General features: G+C 37.0%; 13 protein-coding genes. 8 read left to right on the plus strand and 5 right to left on the minus strand.

From position 1 onward, the window contains the following. Positions 1–119 precede the first annotated feature (119 nt). Positions 120–656 (plus strand): hypothetical protein, encoded by a 537-nt coding sequence (locus F607_RS0105665; protein WP_157365385.1) that lies wholly within the window; start codon positions 120–122, stop codon positions 654–656. 14 nt (positions 657–670) lie between these two features. Here the strand turns inward: F607_RS0105665 and def are convergent, their stop codons facing one another. Further along, positions 671–1,279 (minus strand): peptide deformylase, encoded by a 609-nt coding sequence (def, locus tag F607_RS0105670; RefSeq protein WP_051310958.1) that lies wholly within the window; start codon positions 1,277–1,279, stop codon positions 671–673. 579 nt (positions 1,280–1,858) lie between these two features. Between def and F607_RS0105675 the strand changes: the two genes are divergently transcribed. Both F607_RS0105675 and F607_RS0105680 read left to right on the plus strand, forming a co-directional pair. Beyond that, complete coding sequence (locus tag F607_RS0105675) at positions 1,859–3,277, plus strand: ABC transporter substrate-binding protein (protein ID WP_027707306.1); 1,419 nt, start codon at positions 1,859–1,861, stop codon at positions 3,275–3,277. Further along, positions 3,267–5,204 (plus strand): hybrid sensor histidine kinase/response regulator, encoded by a 1,938-nt coding sequence (locus F607_RS0105680; RefSeq protein WP_027707307.1) that lies wholly within the window; start codon positions 3,267–3,269, stop codon positions 5,202–5,204. Before F607_RS0105675 ends, F607_RS0105680 begins: the two co-directional genes overlap by 11 nt. A gap of 162 nt (positions 5,205–5,366) precedes the next feature. Here F607_RS0105680 and F607_RS0105685 read toward each other — a convergent pair whose 3' ends face one another. Both F607_RS0105685 and F607_RS0105690 read right to left on the minus strand, forming a co-directional pair. Beyond that, entirely contained in the window at positions 5,367–5,786 is a 420-nt protein-coding gene (locus F607_RS0105685; RefSeq protein WP_027707308.1) for a DUF1801 domain-containing protein, read from the minus strand. A 31-nt stretch (positions 5,787–5,817) separates the two neighbouring features. After that, positions 5,818–6,357, minus strand: a complete 540-nt coding sequence (locus F607_RS0105690; protein ID WP_027707309.1) for a gamma carbonic anhydrase family protein — start codon at positions 6,355–6,357, stop codon at positions 5,818–5,820. A gap of 352 nt (positions 6,358–6,709) precedes the next feature. Between F607_RS0105690 and prlC the strand changes: the two genes are divergently transcribed. From prlC to F607_RS32560, 5 genes are all read left to right on the plus strand, one after another. Next, positions 6,710–8,758: an oligopeptidase A gene (gene prlC, locus F607_RS0105695; protein WP_038290241.1), complete on the plus strand. Its 2,049-nt coding sequence runs from the start codon at positions 6,710–6,712 to the stop codon at positions 8,756–8,758. Then, positions 8,748–9,029 (plus strand): YheV family putative zinc ribbon protein, encoded by a 282-nt coding sequence (locus tag F607_RS0105700; protein ID WP_027707311.1) that lies wholly within the window; start codon positions 8,748–8,750, stop codon positions 9,027–9,029. Before prlC ends, F607_RS0105700 begins: the two co-directional genes overlap by 11 nt. Positions 9,030–9,168: 139 nt before the next feature. Beyond that, entirely contained in the window at positions 9,169–9,639 is a 471-nt protein-coding gene (locus F607_RS0105705) for a hypothetical protein (protein ID WP_027707312.1), read from the plus strand. Positions 9,640–10,309: 670 nt separating this feature from the next. Next, positions 10,310–12,940: a hypothetical protein gene (locus F607_RS0105710; protein WP_027707313.1), complete on the plus strand. Its 2,631-nt coding sequence runs from the start codon at positions 10,310–10,312 to the stop codon at positions 12,938–12,940. Between the two features lie 555 nt (positions 12,941–13,495). After that, a complete protein-coding gene (locus F607_RS32560) occupies positions 13,496–14,017 on the plus strand; it encodes a tail fiber domain-containing protein (protein WP_027707314.1) in 522 nt (173 codons plus the stop codon). Positions 14,018–14,494: 477 nt separating this feature from the next. Here F607_RS32560 and F607_RS0105720 read toward each other — a convergent pair whose 3' ends face one another. Both F607_RS0105720 and F607_RS0105725 read right to left on the minus strand, forming a co-directional pair. Continuing rightward, the gene (locus F607_RS0105720) at positions 14,495–15,115 is read right to left on the minus strand and encodes a hypothetical protein (protein WP_027707315.1); all 621 of its coding nucleotides are present in this window, start codon (positions 15,113–15,115) and stop codon (positions 14,495–14,497) included. A 30-nt stretch (positions 15,116–15,145) separates the two neighbouring features. After that, positions 15,146–16,813, minus strand: coding sequence for a methyl-accepting chemotaxis protein (locus tag F607_RS0105725; protein WP_027707316.1), 1,668 nt, complete (start codon positions 16,811–16,813; stop codon positions 15,146–15,148). Positions 16,814–16,951 lie beyond the last annotated feature (138 nt).

Raw genomic sequence — 16,951 nt, forward strand, 5'->3', positions numbered from 1 at the left:
GGCACGAATAGATAGTAATACTTCTCCAAATAAGGCAAAATCAAATTTAAAATACCACCCATGTTTAAACAACCCATGTTATGTTTAGCTCAGATAATATACAAAAGTTTTTAGCAAGCATGCGGCAACTTTTTAAGCTTCCAACAGCTCGTCGTATGCAGAGCAATCTAAAGTCAAAAGATGGTAAATATGACTTGAGTGAAGCTTCGGGCAAAACTAGTAGCCCTATACAGGATGAAATAGCACAGTGTCAGTCTAAGGCAGAAAGCCAACATGTGTCTTCTAAGCATAATGATCAAAAGACAAATCCAGACTTTATTCAGATTGAAGATGAGTTCATTATAAGGACGTTATGGGAAGTAAAGGCTGAAAAGTATGGTTTACACGGCTTGTTTCTCAACACATACCAGGCGTTAGAAGAGATGCTGCCAAATGTTGATAAATCAACTCCTATTTTTATCGACATACAGCTACCAAACAGCACAAAGGACGGGTTTGAGATTGCAAGTGCCTTGCACTGTCAAGGGTACACAGCACTGTATTTATCCACAGGCAGCCTTGCTTCGGAGATTCAAGAGACACCTTGGATAAAAGAAACTGTTGGCAAGGACTTCCCTACTCATATCCTTGTAAAAAATACCAAGCCAACTACGTAAAAACCACCTAACAATTATTGTACATCAATAACCGTATTACTTTTTTCTGCCTTCATTTTCATATATTCCTCTACTGATAATAAAGGCTGGTCTAATTTCTTATCAATAAATAATATACCATTCAGGTGATCAATCTCATGCTGAAAAACCCTGGCTATGATGCCTGAAAGCGTCTCTTCTTGTGCTTCGCCTGTCTCATCAAGATAGCGAACTGTAATTTCTGATGGCCTTTCAACCAGCCCTACACCATCGGGAACAGATAAGCAGCCCTCATAGTCTTTACTTAATGTTTCACTTACCCAGGTCAACCTGGGATTAAAATACGCCTGTACTGGGTTATCAGGCTTATCTGTTCTAACGATAATGATGGCCTGTTGATTTATACCTATTTGGGGTGCCGCTATACCTATACCACCAGACTCTTCCAAGATACGCTTCATTTTAACCACAAGGTCAGTGGGGATAGACTCTGGATGAATTGGCTGATTTACATTACGTAAAGTCTTATTTTGAGCAACTGATCTGGAGTGGGTAAACAGCTCAGGATGGTTAAACAAGGGTTTGCTGCTTTGACTCGCTTCATGACTGCTTTCACTACCATGCTTAATACATCCTTGACTCATAACACACAACCCTATTATCAGCATTCTTGCCAATTTACAGATAGACATAGCAAAAGATTTTCTACGACAACTGACTTTAATTGACACAGTATAAAAAACAAAATATAGTCGTGTAAAGTTTTTAGCTTCACTTTTATTACCTGGTATGCACGTCTACGTCTATTAGCAAATTGTTTTTAGCTAGTACATTACTAGTGGCGTATGGCTACTTACAATAGTATTTATATCAATCCAAGATGACTGGTTTTCAGGGACACTATCAGATCATATGCTTAGGCTATATCCCTAGCAGCAAGTTAACAGGTAACTTTCAACAGCCCTTCCTTGAAAATCAATCTGTAAGGATACCTGCATCCCCAGGTAAACGAAATACACATAAATAAACCATTGCCCATAATTAGTGCCCCTCAGCTAAAGTACAGTAATAGCTAAAGCACACAACCTTGATGACCATTATATTTCTTTATAAAAATGAATATTGGACGATTCATAATAATATGTTTGCTTGCCGTAAAAAGCTATGCCTCCACAAACTATTACCCTGAAGGCTCTACAAATACACAAGGTATGTACTCCCCCATGAAAATGGTTTTTTATCAGCTTCCCCAGTCTCTTAACCCAACTCACTGCTGGTTGGTCGAACATTTACTTATTGTTCAAGCAATTAGCCAATCGCTCATTCGTATTGATGAGAAAGGTCGTTTTCAAGGTGACCTTGCAACAAGATGGCATATAGAAGATGGTAAAAAATATACCTTTTACCTGGATAAAAACGCAACCTTTCATGATGGAACACCTCTAACTGCCAAAGATGTCGCCCTGAGTATATCTCAACATTTTTACCCAAACACAAAGTCAATTGTAAAACGCTATCTAAAAGAAGCATTTGGCGATGCGCCACTATTTAATAATAACATCTTAAGCAACTTAAAAATAATCGATAAAAATACATTACAAGTTAACCTGGAAAACCCATTCCCGCCATTTTTAAAGGTTCTGGCGATGGGTAATTTTTCAGTGTACAAAACTGTAAATGACAAATTAGTGTTTTCAGGTCCAATGATTCCAGCCCCCTACACAGATAAAGAAACAAATTTGAGTGGCTGGGAGCTAACCCACAGAGACAGCAAGGAAAAAAATAAAATTTTAGTATTACACAGTAGCAGTTTTCAGCAAACTTACTCTTTACTAAAAAGTAACAAAATTCAACTTATGCTAGGTTTTTCAGTGAGTGATGTTTTGGATGAAAACTTAAGTAATGGGCTAAGAATCAGTAAAATTAATAGTTTAGCTACGTCACACATGTATTACAATACGAAGCAAACTCTCTTTACAAACAAAGCATTTCGTGAAGATTTTGGGCGTTTTATTCAAGGTGAAGCTAAAAAACACAGTAATATGCTCACCAAGTTTAGCCCCTATTTTCTTCCAAAGGGTGTTCTTTCCTATAACTATTACAATTCTCACCAATATACTTCCATCGATAAAACTCAACTGTTAAAAAAATGGGGTAGTCAGATTACAGGAAAACGTATCAAAATTGTATTAATGAAAAGAGCTTTTTCCAGTGAGTTTGTATCCTCTCTAAAAAATGAGCTTGAAAGCATAGGTTTAAGTATTGATTTGGTGTTATGTAACGACCAAGAGCTCATGCATTACCTTAAAAACCCAGATTACGATATTATCGGTGGTCGATTTATGGCAGGCTTCTCTGATCCAGAGGGCTTCTTAAACTCAATCTCTGAAGAGTCCCCCTTACGTTATGGTGTTTATAGCACTAAATGGATATCTGATGAAATCGATAGTAAAAGACCCTTCAACTCAAGCCAAGAGCGAACAGAAGCCTATGACTCTGTTATTTCAAAATATGAAGAAAGCTGGGGATCAATTCCTTTATTTAGGTTTTACGTACCTATTATTCATGCCAAGGATATAAAACTACCCAATAGTGAGTTCAGATTTGTTGCTGAAATCTGGAAAATATCACATGACAAATAAACCGAAGAACAAAAGCAAGAAGATACCATTTTATATTTTTATTTCTATAATGGTATCGCTTGTCAATATGACTTCTTTTTTACTATTTCTAAACTGGGGGCAACCCCGTTTAGAGACGGCAGTAGAGTCAACCCTTAAAACCAGAAATAAAAATGCATTAGATTTTTTCGCCAACAATATTAGAAATGATGTGCTATCTGGGAATGAAGAAGGGGTAAATCAAAAATGTCATTCCTTTTTACTTTATGACGAATCTATTACCAAAATCAATATATTATCAACAGATGGAAGGCAGCTCTGCAATCTAAGCAAAAGACTTCAATCGAACAGCATGACAATCACCAGCAGAATTTTCTTCAATGAAAGTACACCATCCTCTGAAACTATAGCTGCAACTATTTCAGTAGCTTTTTCAAGTGATATTGTTAAAGACATTTATGACGAGTATACCAGCACTATTCGAAATTCTTTATTTTTCAGCATTACCATTAGTACTTTTTTCCTAATCGTTGTTTCCTGTTTATCTTTTAATCCTATTAATAAACTTTCTGCCGTATTTACCCACTCTGATCTATCTACGCTTTCAGATCAATCGATAATACCCAACTTACCAAACAGCTGGTTTAGGAAAATCATCAAAGAAGTCAGTATACTTTACGAAGGAAGTGAAATATTAATACGCCGAATGCTTGAGTATCAAAAAGAAGTTGTTAAAGCAGCACAATACAAGGCTGTCGCAAGAACCAGCCAAATATTAGCTCATGATATTCGTAAACCATTTTCAATGCTGCAAGGCACACTGGATATAATTGATACTCTTGAAGATCCCTGGCAGGCAAAAACAATAGCAAATAAAGCTATACCTGATATCAGGAGAGCCATAGCTTCGGTTAATGGCATGATTCAAGATGTAATGGAAGTTGGTGCAGACTCAAGTTTAACCACTGAAGAGTCTAGTTTAAGAGCACTTATTGAAAATGCACTTATTGAAAACTTAAGGTATAACGAACACGCAAAAATACAAATTTATTATCAACTCAATCATACAAATAAGTTAAAAATTGACACGTTAAAAGTGCACCGGTTATTTTCAAATATCATTGGTAATGCAATTCAAGCAATGAATAATGAAGGAAAGCTTTGGTTTCACTCAGAGCAAACCCATAAATTTATAAAAATAACGATTGGCAATAATAACAGTTACATATCGGAAGAAGACCGATACCGTCTATTTGATGCTTTTTTTACTAAAGGCAAGAAAGGGGGAACAGGTTTGGGGTTAGCCATCGCTAAAAAAATTGTGGAAGATCATGGTGGTAACATTCTTTGCCTTTCAACCCCCAATATTGGCACAGAGTTTATTTTCACACTTCCTATTGGTGAAAATCATGAGCTTGATATTAAGCACTGCTTACCCGTATCTGCCAATGAAATAAGGCAAACCCGACATAACTCCAGCACTTACAAACACCCCCTAGACAATAGTGGCGAAGAATATACCCTTGAACAAAGCATCATTAACTCACCAATAGAACGTAAAATAAAAATCCTAGTAACAGATGATGAACCTCTTTACAGAAATATAATTCGTAAACACTTTTCTGAAAACACATTGCTGGCAGATAAAATTGAGCTATGTTTTGCTTCCTCATGCCAAGAATCTGTAGCACTTGATAAACAAAACAAGTTCCATATTATTATCATGGATATAGATCTCGGTGAAGAGAGTTTAGATGGTTTTGATACGGTTACAAACCTAAGGTCAGAAGGCTCAACAGCAAAAATTATTATCCATTCCAACCGTGTTACACTTGATTACAGTAACAATGTTCATGCTGTAGGGGCTCAAGGTTTTTTACCCAAGCCTCTTTTAAAAGTACACCTTTTGAAAATAATTGATTCACTTATAAAAGAGAATGCCGTGTAATATATACCCAATACGAATGGTTTTTAAGTGCGGCCATCGAGTGACGAAGTCCCATGAGCCTATATTACCCATGAGTTTATATTAATAGCTGATTGGGGTGAGGAGTGAAGATAACAAAACCTAGAAATCATTCATGAAGGGTATAGGTATAGCCACCTGTGTTTAGCCACCCAGCATTGGTAAATGCTTTATACGATGATACCTTAAGGCCATTGAAATACAGTGTTTTAATGGGGCAATGGGAATCGAGTCTTTTATGTTAAACATAATGGCTCGGTTCCCTTCAAAATGAAATATATCCCGATAAAGAACCTTAAAAGTACTTATCAATGTTGTTTTACAATTAAAATATACAACACAGTAATCTGGATTTTTTTCCTTCCAATCAATTCGAATCGTGCTACCACCTTTTACCAAGTAACTTGGCTCGCCCCATTTAAGGCTTTCTTCAATAGTGATACTGGCATCTAACTCATTGGCCGCCTCAAAGATCAAACTACGCAAATAAAGCAACTTCTGCCGGATGTCAGGAGGATATGAATTAAACTTAGCTGATACTTGCTCGCTTGATATTGTATTCACTTGAAGCTAACGCCATTCTGGCAATATAAATTTACGATGATAAATATTGATTTTTTAATTTTACGTAATTATCTGCACTGTAACGAAAGTATTCCATTTCCATGTCAGTCAGCTCTCTCACAGGGCGTGCAGGCGTGCCTACATATAAGTATCCACTATTTAATCTTTTACCAGGAGGAACAACACTACCAGCACCAACAACTACATGAGAACAGACATGTGCGCCATCCATAATGGTTGCACCCATGCCAATCAATACCTGATCATCAATGGTACAGCCATGCAAGATGGCTTTATGCCCAACCGTTACCTCGTTACCAATCTGCAAAGGATACCCCTCTGGGTTGTATGAGCTGGCATGGGTTATATGTAACACAGAACCATCTTGAATACTGGTTCGATCTCCGATACGAATCCAGTTCATATCCCCCCGAATCACAGTCGCAGGCCATATAGAGCAATCTTCACCAATGACCACATCCCCAATCACAACAGCAGCTGGATCAACATAAGCACTATCAGCAACAACAGGGGATTTATCTTGAAATGAACGTAATGGTGAATAACTCATATTGCTGGTTCCACTAAAATCAGGATGGGAGCAGTCTTGCCCACAGTTCATGATGTTTTTAACTGTGAACAAAACCGATATTTTAGCAACCTACATCCTTTTCAACAATCAATACACTTGCAATAGAATACCTTCTGTCACCCTCTCAATGACTATGGCCTGTTAACAGCTTCCCGTTTAGCGATGCCCTTTAATACCCAATATTCTTGAAAAACGGCTGTTTCACCCCAATCTCTAAATACAACAGAAAGCTTCGCAAGCAGTCTATAATAATCTCCAACTTGGCATATTGCGACGCTACCTAGCTATATCCACAAAGATGGGTATGGAATTCCAAAGGATCGATTTTTTTATGACATCACCAAACAACCCCCTTTTAACTGATTATGAACTTCCGCCCTTTTCCTTAATTAAGCCTGAGCATGTCGAGCCAGCTATCAGCCTGCTTATTGAGGAATGTAAAAACCACATCGACAAAACACTTGCAGAAGTCAGCCACTTTACCTGGGAAAACCTGGTTGAACCGCTGGAGATCATGGGCAATAAATTATCCAAAGCCTGGTCACCCGTTAGTCACTTAAACTCCGTTTTGAACAGTGATGAACTAAGACAAGCGTACAATGCCTGCCTGCCCAAACTATCCGAATATGGCACTTGGCTAGGACAACATAAGAAGCTTTATACTGCCTATAAAGATATTGCTGACTCTCCTGAATACTCATCTCTGGATAAAGCCCAAAAAAAAGTCATAAAAAATGCCTTGCGTGACTTTCATTTATCGGGTGTCGATTTAGAAGGTGAAAAAAAGCAGCGGTATGGTGAAATTCGTCAACGAATGTCAGAGCTCACCAGCAAATACGCCGAAAATGTCTTGGATGCTACACAAGCATGGAGCAAATTACTTAAAGATAAAGAAGCGCTGGCAGGTCTGCCAGATAGCGCATTAGAACAAGCTGCTGCATTGGCAGAAGCTAAAGGGGAAACAGGGTACCTGTTAACGCTTGACTTCCCCTCATATTTGCCAGTAATGACTTACGCTAAAGACCGTACATTACGACAGGAAATGTACACTGCATACAGTACTAGAGCATCTGATCAAGGTCCTAATGCTGGCGAGTTTGATAACAGTCCACTGATGAACGAAATTTTATCGCTTCGTCAGGAATTAGCAGAGTTACTAGGCTTTAAAAACTACGCTGAGTATTCACTTGCCACTAAGATGGCAGAATCAACTGAGCAAGTGACTTCATTTCTTCATGATCTTGCCAAGCGGAGTCGACCTCAGGCACAGCGTGAATTCTCTGAGTTACAACACTTTGCGCACTCACTTGATAAAATTGAACAGCTGGCAGCATGGGATGTTGCTTACTATGCTGAGCAACTTAAACATGAGCGTTATGAAATAAACCAAGAATTATTACGCCCCTACTTTCCTGTAGAAAAAGTCATCAATGGTATGTTCAGTGTTGTACAACAACTGTTTGATATTTCCATTGAAATAACCTCTGACGTTGATACCTGGCATCCCGATGTCCGTTTTTATCAAATTAAACGTGGGCAAACCTTAATAGGACAATTTTATTTAGACCTGTTTGCCCGTGCTAATAAGCGCGGTGGCGCTTGGATGGATGAATGCCGTGTCCGCATTAAACAGGCAGAACACCTTCAGTTACCTGTGGCTTATCTGGTCTGCAACTTTACCCCTCCTGTTGGCGACAAACCATCACTGTTAACTCATGACGAAGTAACGACACTATTCCATGAGTTTGGCCATGGGCTGCATCATATGCTGACCAAAATTGATTACTCTGACGTGTCAGGAATCAATGGCGTCGCCTGGGATGCAGTGGAACTTCCCAGTCAGTTTTTAGAGAACTGGTGTTGGGAGCCAGAAGCACTACAAATAATATCAGGTCACTATCAAACGGGTGAAACCTTACCTCAAGACATGTTAGAGCGTATGTTGGCAGCGAAAAACTTTCAGTCAGCGATGTTTATGGTTCGTCAATTAGAGTTTTCACTTTTTGATTTTCTTTTACATAAAGACTACACACCCAATATCAATATACAACAGGTGTTAGACCAAGTAAGAGAAGAAGTTGCGGTTGTACCAGCCCCAGCATTTAATCGCTTTCAACATGGTTTTAGTCATATTTTTGCAGGTGGCTACGCGGCAGGTTACTACAGTTACAAATGGGCAGAAGTTTTATCTGCGGATGCTTTTTCGCGTTTTGAAGAAGAAGGGATTTTCAATAAAGAAACAGGTAAATGTTTCCTTGAATCTATTTTAGAACGTGGTGGTTCAGAAGAACCCATGGACCTCTTCAAACGCTTCAGAGGCAGAGAGCCCGACATAACACCATTACTCAGACACAGTGGGATTATTGCTGATGTCGCATAATATCAAGAAACGTTTTATTGCTGGCGCGGTTTGTCCGCGCTGTGCAGAAATGGATCGAATAGTTGTATTCGAGCAAGAAGGCCAACAACGACGAGAATGTGTGGCCTGTGGATATTCCGATATCCTTATCATCAAGCCTGACCAAGTAGAAATACCCACCCGAGTCACTCCTGAGGATAAAAAGAAAGAAGATGTCCCTCCTCAACCTATTAAATTCTTCCCAAATCCTCGGCTAAAAAAACAGTCAGAAAAAAACAATAAAACTGACTAATTCATACTGAGTTTACCACCAGTAATACTATACCCTTTTTATCAGTTATATAGCTTAAAAGGGTATATTTCATATATTTATAAAGAACCATATATATGCTATATGGGTAACTCAAAAATATAGCATTTCAGGATTCTATATGAATAAATTATGTCTGACCTTAGTTTGGTTTGCTGCCTGCCCAGCGCTAGCTTACCAATTAGAATTTTCGTGGTTTGAGTCTCATGCTGTTAACTGTGAAAATTTAAGTGATAAATTAGAAGATACTGTATCTTTTGCAGAGCCAGATATGAGTAGCTTTCGTAAGCTATTAACAGTTACTGTTCCTGCAAACTCAACAGGAACTATTCACCGCTATATTGAAACACCAACCATGAAAATTACTGTCGCTGGTAGTATTACAGGAAATGAGAAAAAATACATTAATACTCACCTATATCTGATAGAATTAAGCGATGATGAGGATCTATCAATCACCGACAATACCACCTCTTTGAAAAAAAATAAGCTGTTTATACTCAGAAATGAGCAAACATGTGTTCGGTCATTATCCAACCTGCTTGATGACCAAAAAACACACATAATTACAACGGTTAAGTGGATTGATTAATTCGAGTAATCACATATTACTGAAAACCCATTTCTTGACTCAAATCAACAAGAAATAATACTGGCAATTAAGTACTCCATTTTAAAATATCATTTTCTTTTAATCTATGTAACAATCAAATAACAGTTTGAGTTAATAAAATTAAACGACTCAATATAACATTCATTTTTTTATATCATAAACCATTTAATACTTGGCACTACTTAAAATGATGAAAACCAACTATTTATCATCATACCATCTTCTAACTTTTATATTATTCAATACTGAATATCTAATCACTATAGCCTATCAAGCAAAATTAGAACTTAAAAATACATTATATATTGTAAAAGCTCCCAACAACTCCCCTTAAAAACACATCATATAAAAATTAACGACTAAGAAGGCTATGTTTTAACCGTTTATTTTTTGACTTTCTTACTCGTCCAAAATATAAATTTGCCCTTAAAGACTAACTCATTAAAGTTAGCAGCATATTTATTAGATTATAAAAGTGGCAACCAAGCGGATTTCATCTTAGTCATTAATCATCATTGCCTTGTATTAAGTTAACCCATAGATTGAGAAATATAACTTATTAACACAGCCATCATATAAATATTTTTATATATTTGCAATATCGTGCAATTTATTTTTTCAATAATGTATTTTTAGGAAAATTTTTTTTATGACAGATGTAACAATAACACAACCTACTCTGAATGGAGATTTACAATTAGACCAGAAATCATTGGTTGCCGCTAGAGTATTTGCAGTAAAAAAGATTTTAGGTGATGCAGCAGCCAACAAAGAAGATGAACAACTTCTTGAAATAGCCAATGATATTCATTCTAAAGCAGAGCAAGCAAATGCTACACAACTAGAAAAAGATGAATCAGTTTTACTCTATAATCAAGAAAGCTTAGTTTGGGCTAAAAATAATGACTTTACAGGGCTTTTAGGCAACGATAATACTGAAAAACGGTTACAGGCTTTTAAAGACAGTTGGTCTTTAGCGCTTGAACCGCCAATATTACCACTGTTTAAAAGTAGAACCCAATTAGCGGAAGAAGAGGTAAATCGTCGTTATCCTGATGAGAATTATGCAGCTGAATTACTCAGACCCCAAAGTGGAACGAATTTATCAACTGAAATTCTCACTAAACAGCAGGTCATTACACATTATAAAAACGATCCCAGTGTGTTGCATAAGTACTACGACCAGTTTTCAAACTATATTTCACAGAATTTAGAGCGCTATGTGAGTGGAAAGGCCTACAGCATCTTAAATAGAAATGGCGTTAAGTGGACTCTTCGAGATCAGCCTTTTCAAGCTGTTTGGAAAATAACCAGGATAACAGAAAAAGTAAAAACAATACCAATGCCAGCTTCTTTAGATGGTCGTCTTATAATTGATTCAGAAGATATCGACCGTCTTGATGGAGAAAGCTACTTATTCAAAGACGCAGATGGACATTTTGGATTAGTGAAACCTGACGGTAATTTATACTTTTATCCAAAAACATATCAAGAGTCTCAACTTGTCCATAATAATATTCCGACTGAACAAGCAGTTAGATTAGGCCTAGCTATTCCTAAAACAGCTAATTCATTGAAAATAAACATTGAATGTGAACGTCTATCAATTGATGGCAGCCTTAAGCGAGCTTGGCAAATTCCGCTGTTTATTGAAACAGTAAAATTTAAATATAACCCTATGGATGGGCTTAATGTAAATAATTTTGGAAAAACACAAAAGGACATCGTTGTCGGTGGAGGTTTATCAGGTCCACCTTCTATTTTATTTGAAACCAAATTTGGGTATTTTGGTTTAGTTAGGCCCGATAACTCAATTTTTTGGTACAACAAAGATTATAATCCACTGGTGAAAGGAGAACCCGGTTATACATCAATCGCTATAGCCTTAAACCTCAAGCCAAGTGAAAAGCATATAGGCTGGAAACGAGACTTTTATCCAATTAATCAGCTTAACAATACTGTAGAAGAAAACAAAATAAATCAACATGCTCATTTAAATTCACTCAACAAAGTAATAGAGCATAATACATCTATTTATTATCAGAAAGTCATCCGCCAATGGAAAACAAGCCATTATCAGGCCGATGGCTTCGAGTTATTTTGTAGAGCGATTATCCCCTTTTATGAAGTTATTCATAATGAAATTTTTGATCAAGACTACAATTTTGAATTTAAAGATATTGCGCTTGATGTCGCTGATTTAACATTTACCTTAGCCACTGTTGGAGTTGGGGCAGTAGGTGGTATCAAAGCAATCCGAGCTGCTATTACTGCAGCCAAAACGTTGCAAGGAGCTAGCCGAGCCGCCAAAGCCTCTGCAGCTATCCGCACCTTATTAAAATCGACAAAAACCAGCTCCTTTTTACGCAGAGCCGGCAAAGAATTAACAGACTTTGTGCTACCAGTATTTACAGCAAAAAATGCTGCAACAACAGTAGTCAGGGCTGGAGTATCAGGTACCACAAGCTTAGTAACTAAGCTTAGGTCTGTTTTAAAGGCTAGTGATGAATCTGTTGATCTCTTAGGCTCAGTGAGTAGATTTGCTTTTGGAGAAGCCACAAACACTCAAATTCTAGATCATTTATATTCAGAAGTAGTCAATTTAGCCGGTAAACATGTCCATGTCCCGAGCAGCATAACCTTAGCCCGACTCAAAGCAAGCCTACAGGAAGGAGCTAATCGGTCTATCCCAGATACACTTTATCGAGGCCAATCTGGAGCCCCCTCAGGAGCAGGACTACCCCGGGCATTAGGAGCAGCAGCGCCTACAACTGATGAGTTTTTAGTAGACCTTATCAAACATACATCAAACTCAGGGGGTAGTGGAGGAAAAAGCCTTTCTTTATCCAGTGATGCGAGCTTGGCTCGCTCAGTGGCAAATACTCGCCCTAGTGGACGAGTATATAAAATTGATACAACTCAAAACCCAGATATGTTTCGTAGTATTGAAGACATTTTGTTAGAAGAAGGACCGCGTTTAGTAAAAGAAGGGAAATTACCACCTGGACGTTTGAAAAATGCCATTATCCATGTATATAGCAGTAGAACTGAGCAAGAGATTTTCTACATGGGTGGTGATATTCCAGCAGAGATTGTCGAAATGACACCTTGGCGGCCTGCAAATGAACTATCTGAAACCACATCAATTCAAGATAACAGTAAACAGCTAGTTCAATCAATGGCAAGCTTCACAGATAAGTCTTCAGACTCCAGTGGAGTTTCTGTTGACCTTTCCCGCACTAGCCATGAAGCTGTGTCCTTACCCATAAACAATAGCTAGGTTATTATTTTTGGTTGTATCGCAAGGATGCTGCAACCAAAAAATTAGGAAAAAATTAATCAATAGATCAAGTCTATCACAAAACAGTTTTATATATACTCGACTTTGGCCATTTAGAAGCTAAGTCATTGTAGGTAGAGCAATACTATTTGAGATTATAGCCTGAATTAACTCATGTCTAATGAAAACCATGATATGAATTAATTCTAGCCTGTTGTTTCTAATAGCTTATTTTTAGCTGCCATATGTATTCAATAATGGCCAAAGTCGAGATCTTACTAATTATTTACATAGTTAAGGAAGTGAAAACTCACACTACTTGAATCACACCAAAAGCATGCCATGTATTCAGCTAGTGACAAACCTAAAGTCACAGCTAGAAGAGGCACCATGAACAAACTCAAATATTTTCCTAAATCATTAACCTTGGTTTCAAGTAAAACGATCGTATTCATTTAAACCTCAGCCTTTTATAGTGATGTATATCAAATTCCCAAAAACATCTAACAAGTAATATCTTTTTAAATTGTAAGACAACTAGGCGGTTTTCAGAAAATGCTTAGACTATACGCTAGTTTTATTACTTTAGTACTTTTATTTTTTAATCAGGTCTATGCCAACACAGATACAGCGTTAATAAATGGCGAGAAAGTTAATAGCGATATCAATCACGTTATGAAACAATTAAAAGAAGCTATGCTTAGATATAGCGACTATAGACTTAAAACTAATGTCCTTCCACTTCAAAAGAGCTTAGATAAATTAATAATCAATAGCATATCTTATAACTATGACATACCCATGAGTGAAGAACACAATGCCTTAATTCAATCGTTACCTGTATCTGACCAAAAAAATTGCTCTGCAAAGTTTAATAAGCTAGCACAAATACAGAGTGAACGGCTCGGTGTTATTGCTCAAGATGTTCAAACTGTCTTCCCTGAACTAGTATCAAATAAATGTGGTTATTTGCAAGTGGACTATGTTGGCTTAATTCCCATAATGATTGAAGCCATTAAAGAACTAAAACAGGAAATTAATGACTTAAAAACAAGCAATCTTGATAAAGCTTATTAACATTAATCTTTTATAACCTCTATCGTACGCTGATCTATATAGTAAATGGAATAAACATATGAATAAATATTACTCACTAATAATTATATTTACACTAATGACATTTAAACCTTGTCACGCATTAGATGATCCAAAAAGTGAGGATAACAATTGGTATTCAGTACATGACTTCATTCGTTTTTAGTAAAACACAAACCAAAAACTAATGCTTGGTTTCACGTATACCCAATACGAATGGTTTTATGTGCGGCTATAGAGTAACAAAGTCTCATGAGATTATATTAATAGGTGATTGGGGTGAAAAATAAAGATAACAAAGCCTAGAAACCAAGCATAAAAAAAGTGGACAATGCCGATTCGAAACTTGAAGGCTGCACTCAATCGTTTTATGATTGAGTTTGAAGATAGACTTAAACCCTATATCTAAAACTGGGCGGATACACAGAAATATTTTCAGGGTCTTAAGAATTGCAGTTATTACTTGAAACCAAGATAGTTTATGTTAGGCCATTTTGGAAGTAATTCTTGTTCTTTGTTTGTTAACTTCAGTAAAAAATCGTGTAGTTCAGCACTTAGCTGTTGATGGCCAGGAAATTTTGAATTAACTATATCTATGACCACTGCATCAAGAACTTGAGCGACAGAATCACCAATGATACTGTGCATTGTTGCATTCAAGTAAACAATTTTTTCAGGAAGCAGTGGCGTAAATGTTCTTTCTAAAAAAAAATCACTTATTTCTTCTAGTATTCTCATTGCGAGATAAGATTCTAGCATTAATTGATGAATATCAGACTTACACTTCACCAAGTCCATTGGTGAAATAAAAAAGTTAACAATCACTTTTAACACTGGCAACCAGTCATCTAAAATATGGTATTTTTTAAATAACTTATCTATACCTTCCAGAAATTTTGGTACTAGTCTGACGTAATCAAGCGTAAGGCTGAACACATAGAGTTGTACATCATTCTGTGGAATCCGCAGTTTTAAGCTTAAATCTTCAGCTTCGCTTTGCAAAAAACGCTTATAGTTATTTAGTATGACTTCATCTTTTAATGTCTTATCAATGATCTTCGATAGTGTTTGAATAATCATTCTCGTATTTCTATTTAATATCCATATCAGCTATACCTTAAAATGAAACACTAACTCACCCAAACGCTTACCTTGCTCAGAGAGTTTTCCTGTAGCTTCCGCTGTTTCTTCTATACCATGAGCTACATCACTGATAATGTTAGAGATTTCAGTGACATTTTGATTGATAGACTCAGACACTTTCGTTTGCTCTTCTGCTGCGCTGGCAATTTGATGGTTCATATCATTAATAATATTTACTGAATCATTAATAGCAGATAACGCTTCTCCTGCTTTTTTAGACTGATCTACAGTCATTTGACTTTGATCCCGGCTGGCATTCATTACTTTTACTGCTATTGATGATTCTGACTGCAATCGCGAAATCATTTCTTGAATTTCTTGAGTACTCGCTTGTGTTCTACTTGCTAAACTTCGTACTTCATCTGCTACAACAGAAAAGCCACGACCTTGCTCTCCTGCCCTTGCAGCCTCGATCGCAGCGTTTAATGCTAATAAGTTAGTTTGTTCTGCAATACTCCCTATAACACCTAATACTGAACCAATGTTTTCTGTTTCAGCATCCAGTTTATTCATGACTTCTTTTGTTTTTTCCAAGCTGCCAGCAAGCTCATCAATTGAACTGATTGTACTTTGTACGATTTGACTTCCTTCATCCGATTCCTCATGAGCTTTATTAGCGGCCTCTGCAGCTTGCGTAGCGCTTTGAGCAACTTCACTTGCAGTCGCTGACATTTGATGCATCGCGGTTGCAACTTGATCTGTTTCTGAACGCTGTAGATGCAACTGTCCACTATGATGCTTGGTTAATTTATGTATATTTTGCGTTGCCTCCTGATTAGACTGAGTGATATCTCTGACTTGAATAATAATTTTATGTATCTTTTCAACAAATTTATTAAAGGCCATCGCAAGTCGATCTACTTCTGTATTACCATTAACCGCCAGTCGTTTTGTCAAATCACCATCACCTTCAGAAATATCCTCCATTAACGCTACAGATTCTTGTAATGGTCGTGTAATAGAGTGTGTAATCCATAAACTTGAAAACAGCGTGACAAGCAATGCGACAATTGTCCCACCAAAAATAATTGTCAATAGATAGGTTTGTTGTTCAGATACTTTCTCTTCCATTAACGCGATTTGCTGATCAATATCAGTAATATAAAATCCGGTTCCAATTACCCATCCCCACTTATCGAGATCAACGCTATAGGAAAGCTTTGTCTCATTCAGGTTACTGCTAGGGTTCTCCCAAAGATACTGAGTAAAGCCATCCTTACTGCGTGCAGAATCAATCAAATTTCTTATTAATGGATTGCCCTCGGCATCTTTTAAATCAATTAAATTTTTTCCTTCAAGCTCTGGTTTTGGCCCTAACACAACATTAGTGCCATCATATCTATACACAAAGAAATAACCTGATCCACCGTAACGTAAATCCCTAAGAATGTTTTTCGCTTGCTCTTTATTATTATCTGAACTACTACCATCATATAATGGCTTGATAGCCGTAAGCGAAATATCAATATACTGTTTTAATTCATTCTGTTTACTTTTCATCATTTGCTGACGTGTTTGTTCCAGCTGAGCACTACCAAGATGATCCATTCCATAATAAGCAAGTAAACTAACCAGCAGTGCCACAAGTACCATAGGTACTGTAGCTAACAACATCATCTTTTGTTTAATATTCATATGCTTATCAACTCGAATCTACACTTTTATTTCCATTACTACGAATATATATCTTATGTTTAATCTCCCTTTTATTCCTAACGAGTGGGAGTAATGGCGTTATAGACATCAACTATCTAACTTCGACTAAATCTATTG

This window comes from Zooshikella ganghwensis DSM 15267 (genome assembly GCF_000428585.1).
Classification (GTDB): Bacteria; Pseudomonadota; Gammaproteobacteria; order Pseudomonadales; family Zooshikellaceae; genus Zooshikella; species Zooshikella ganghwensis.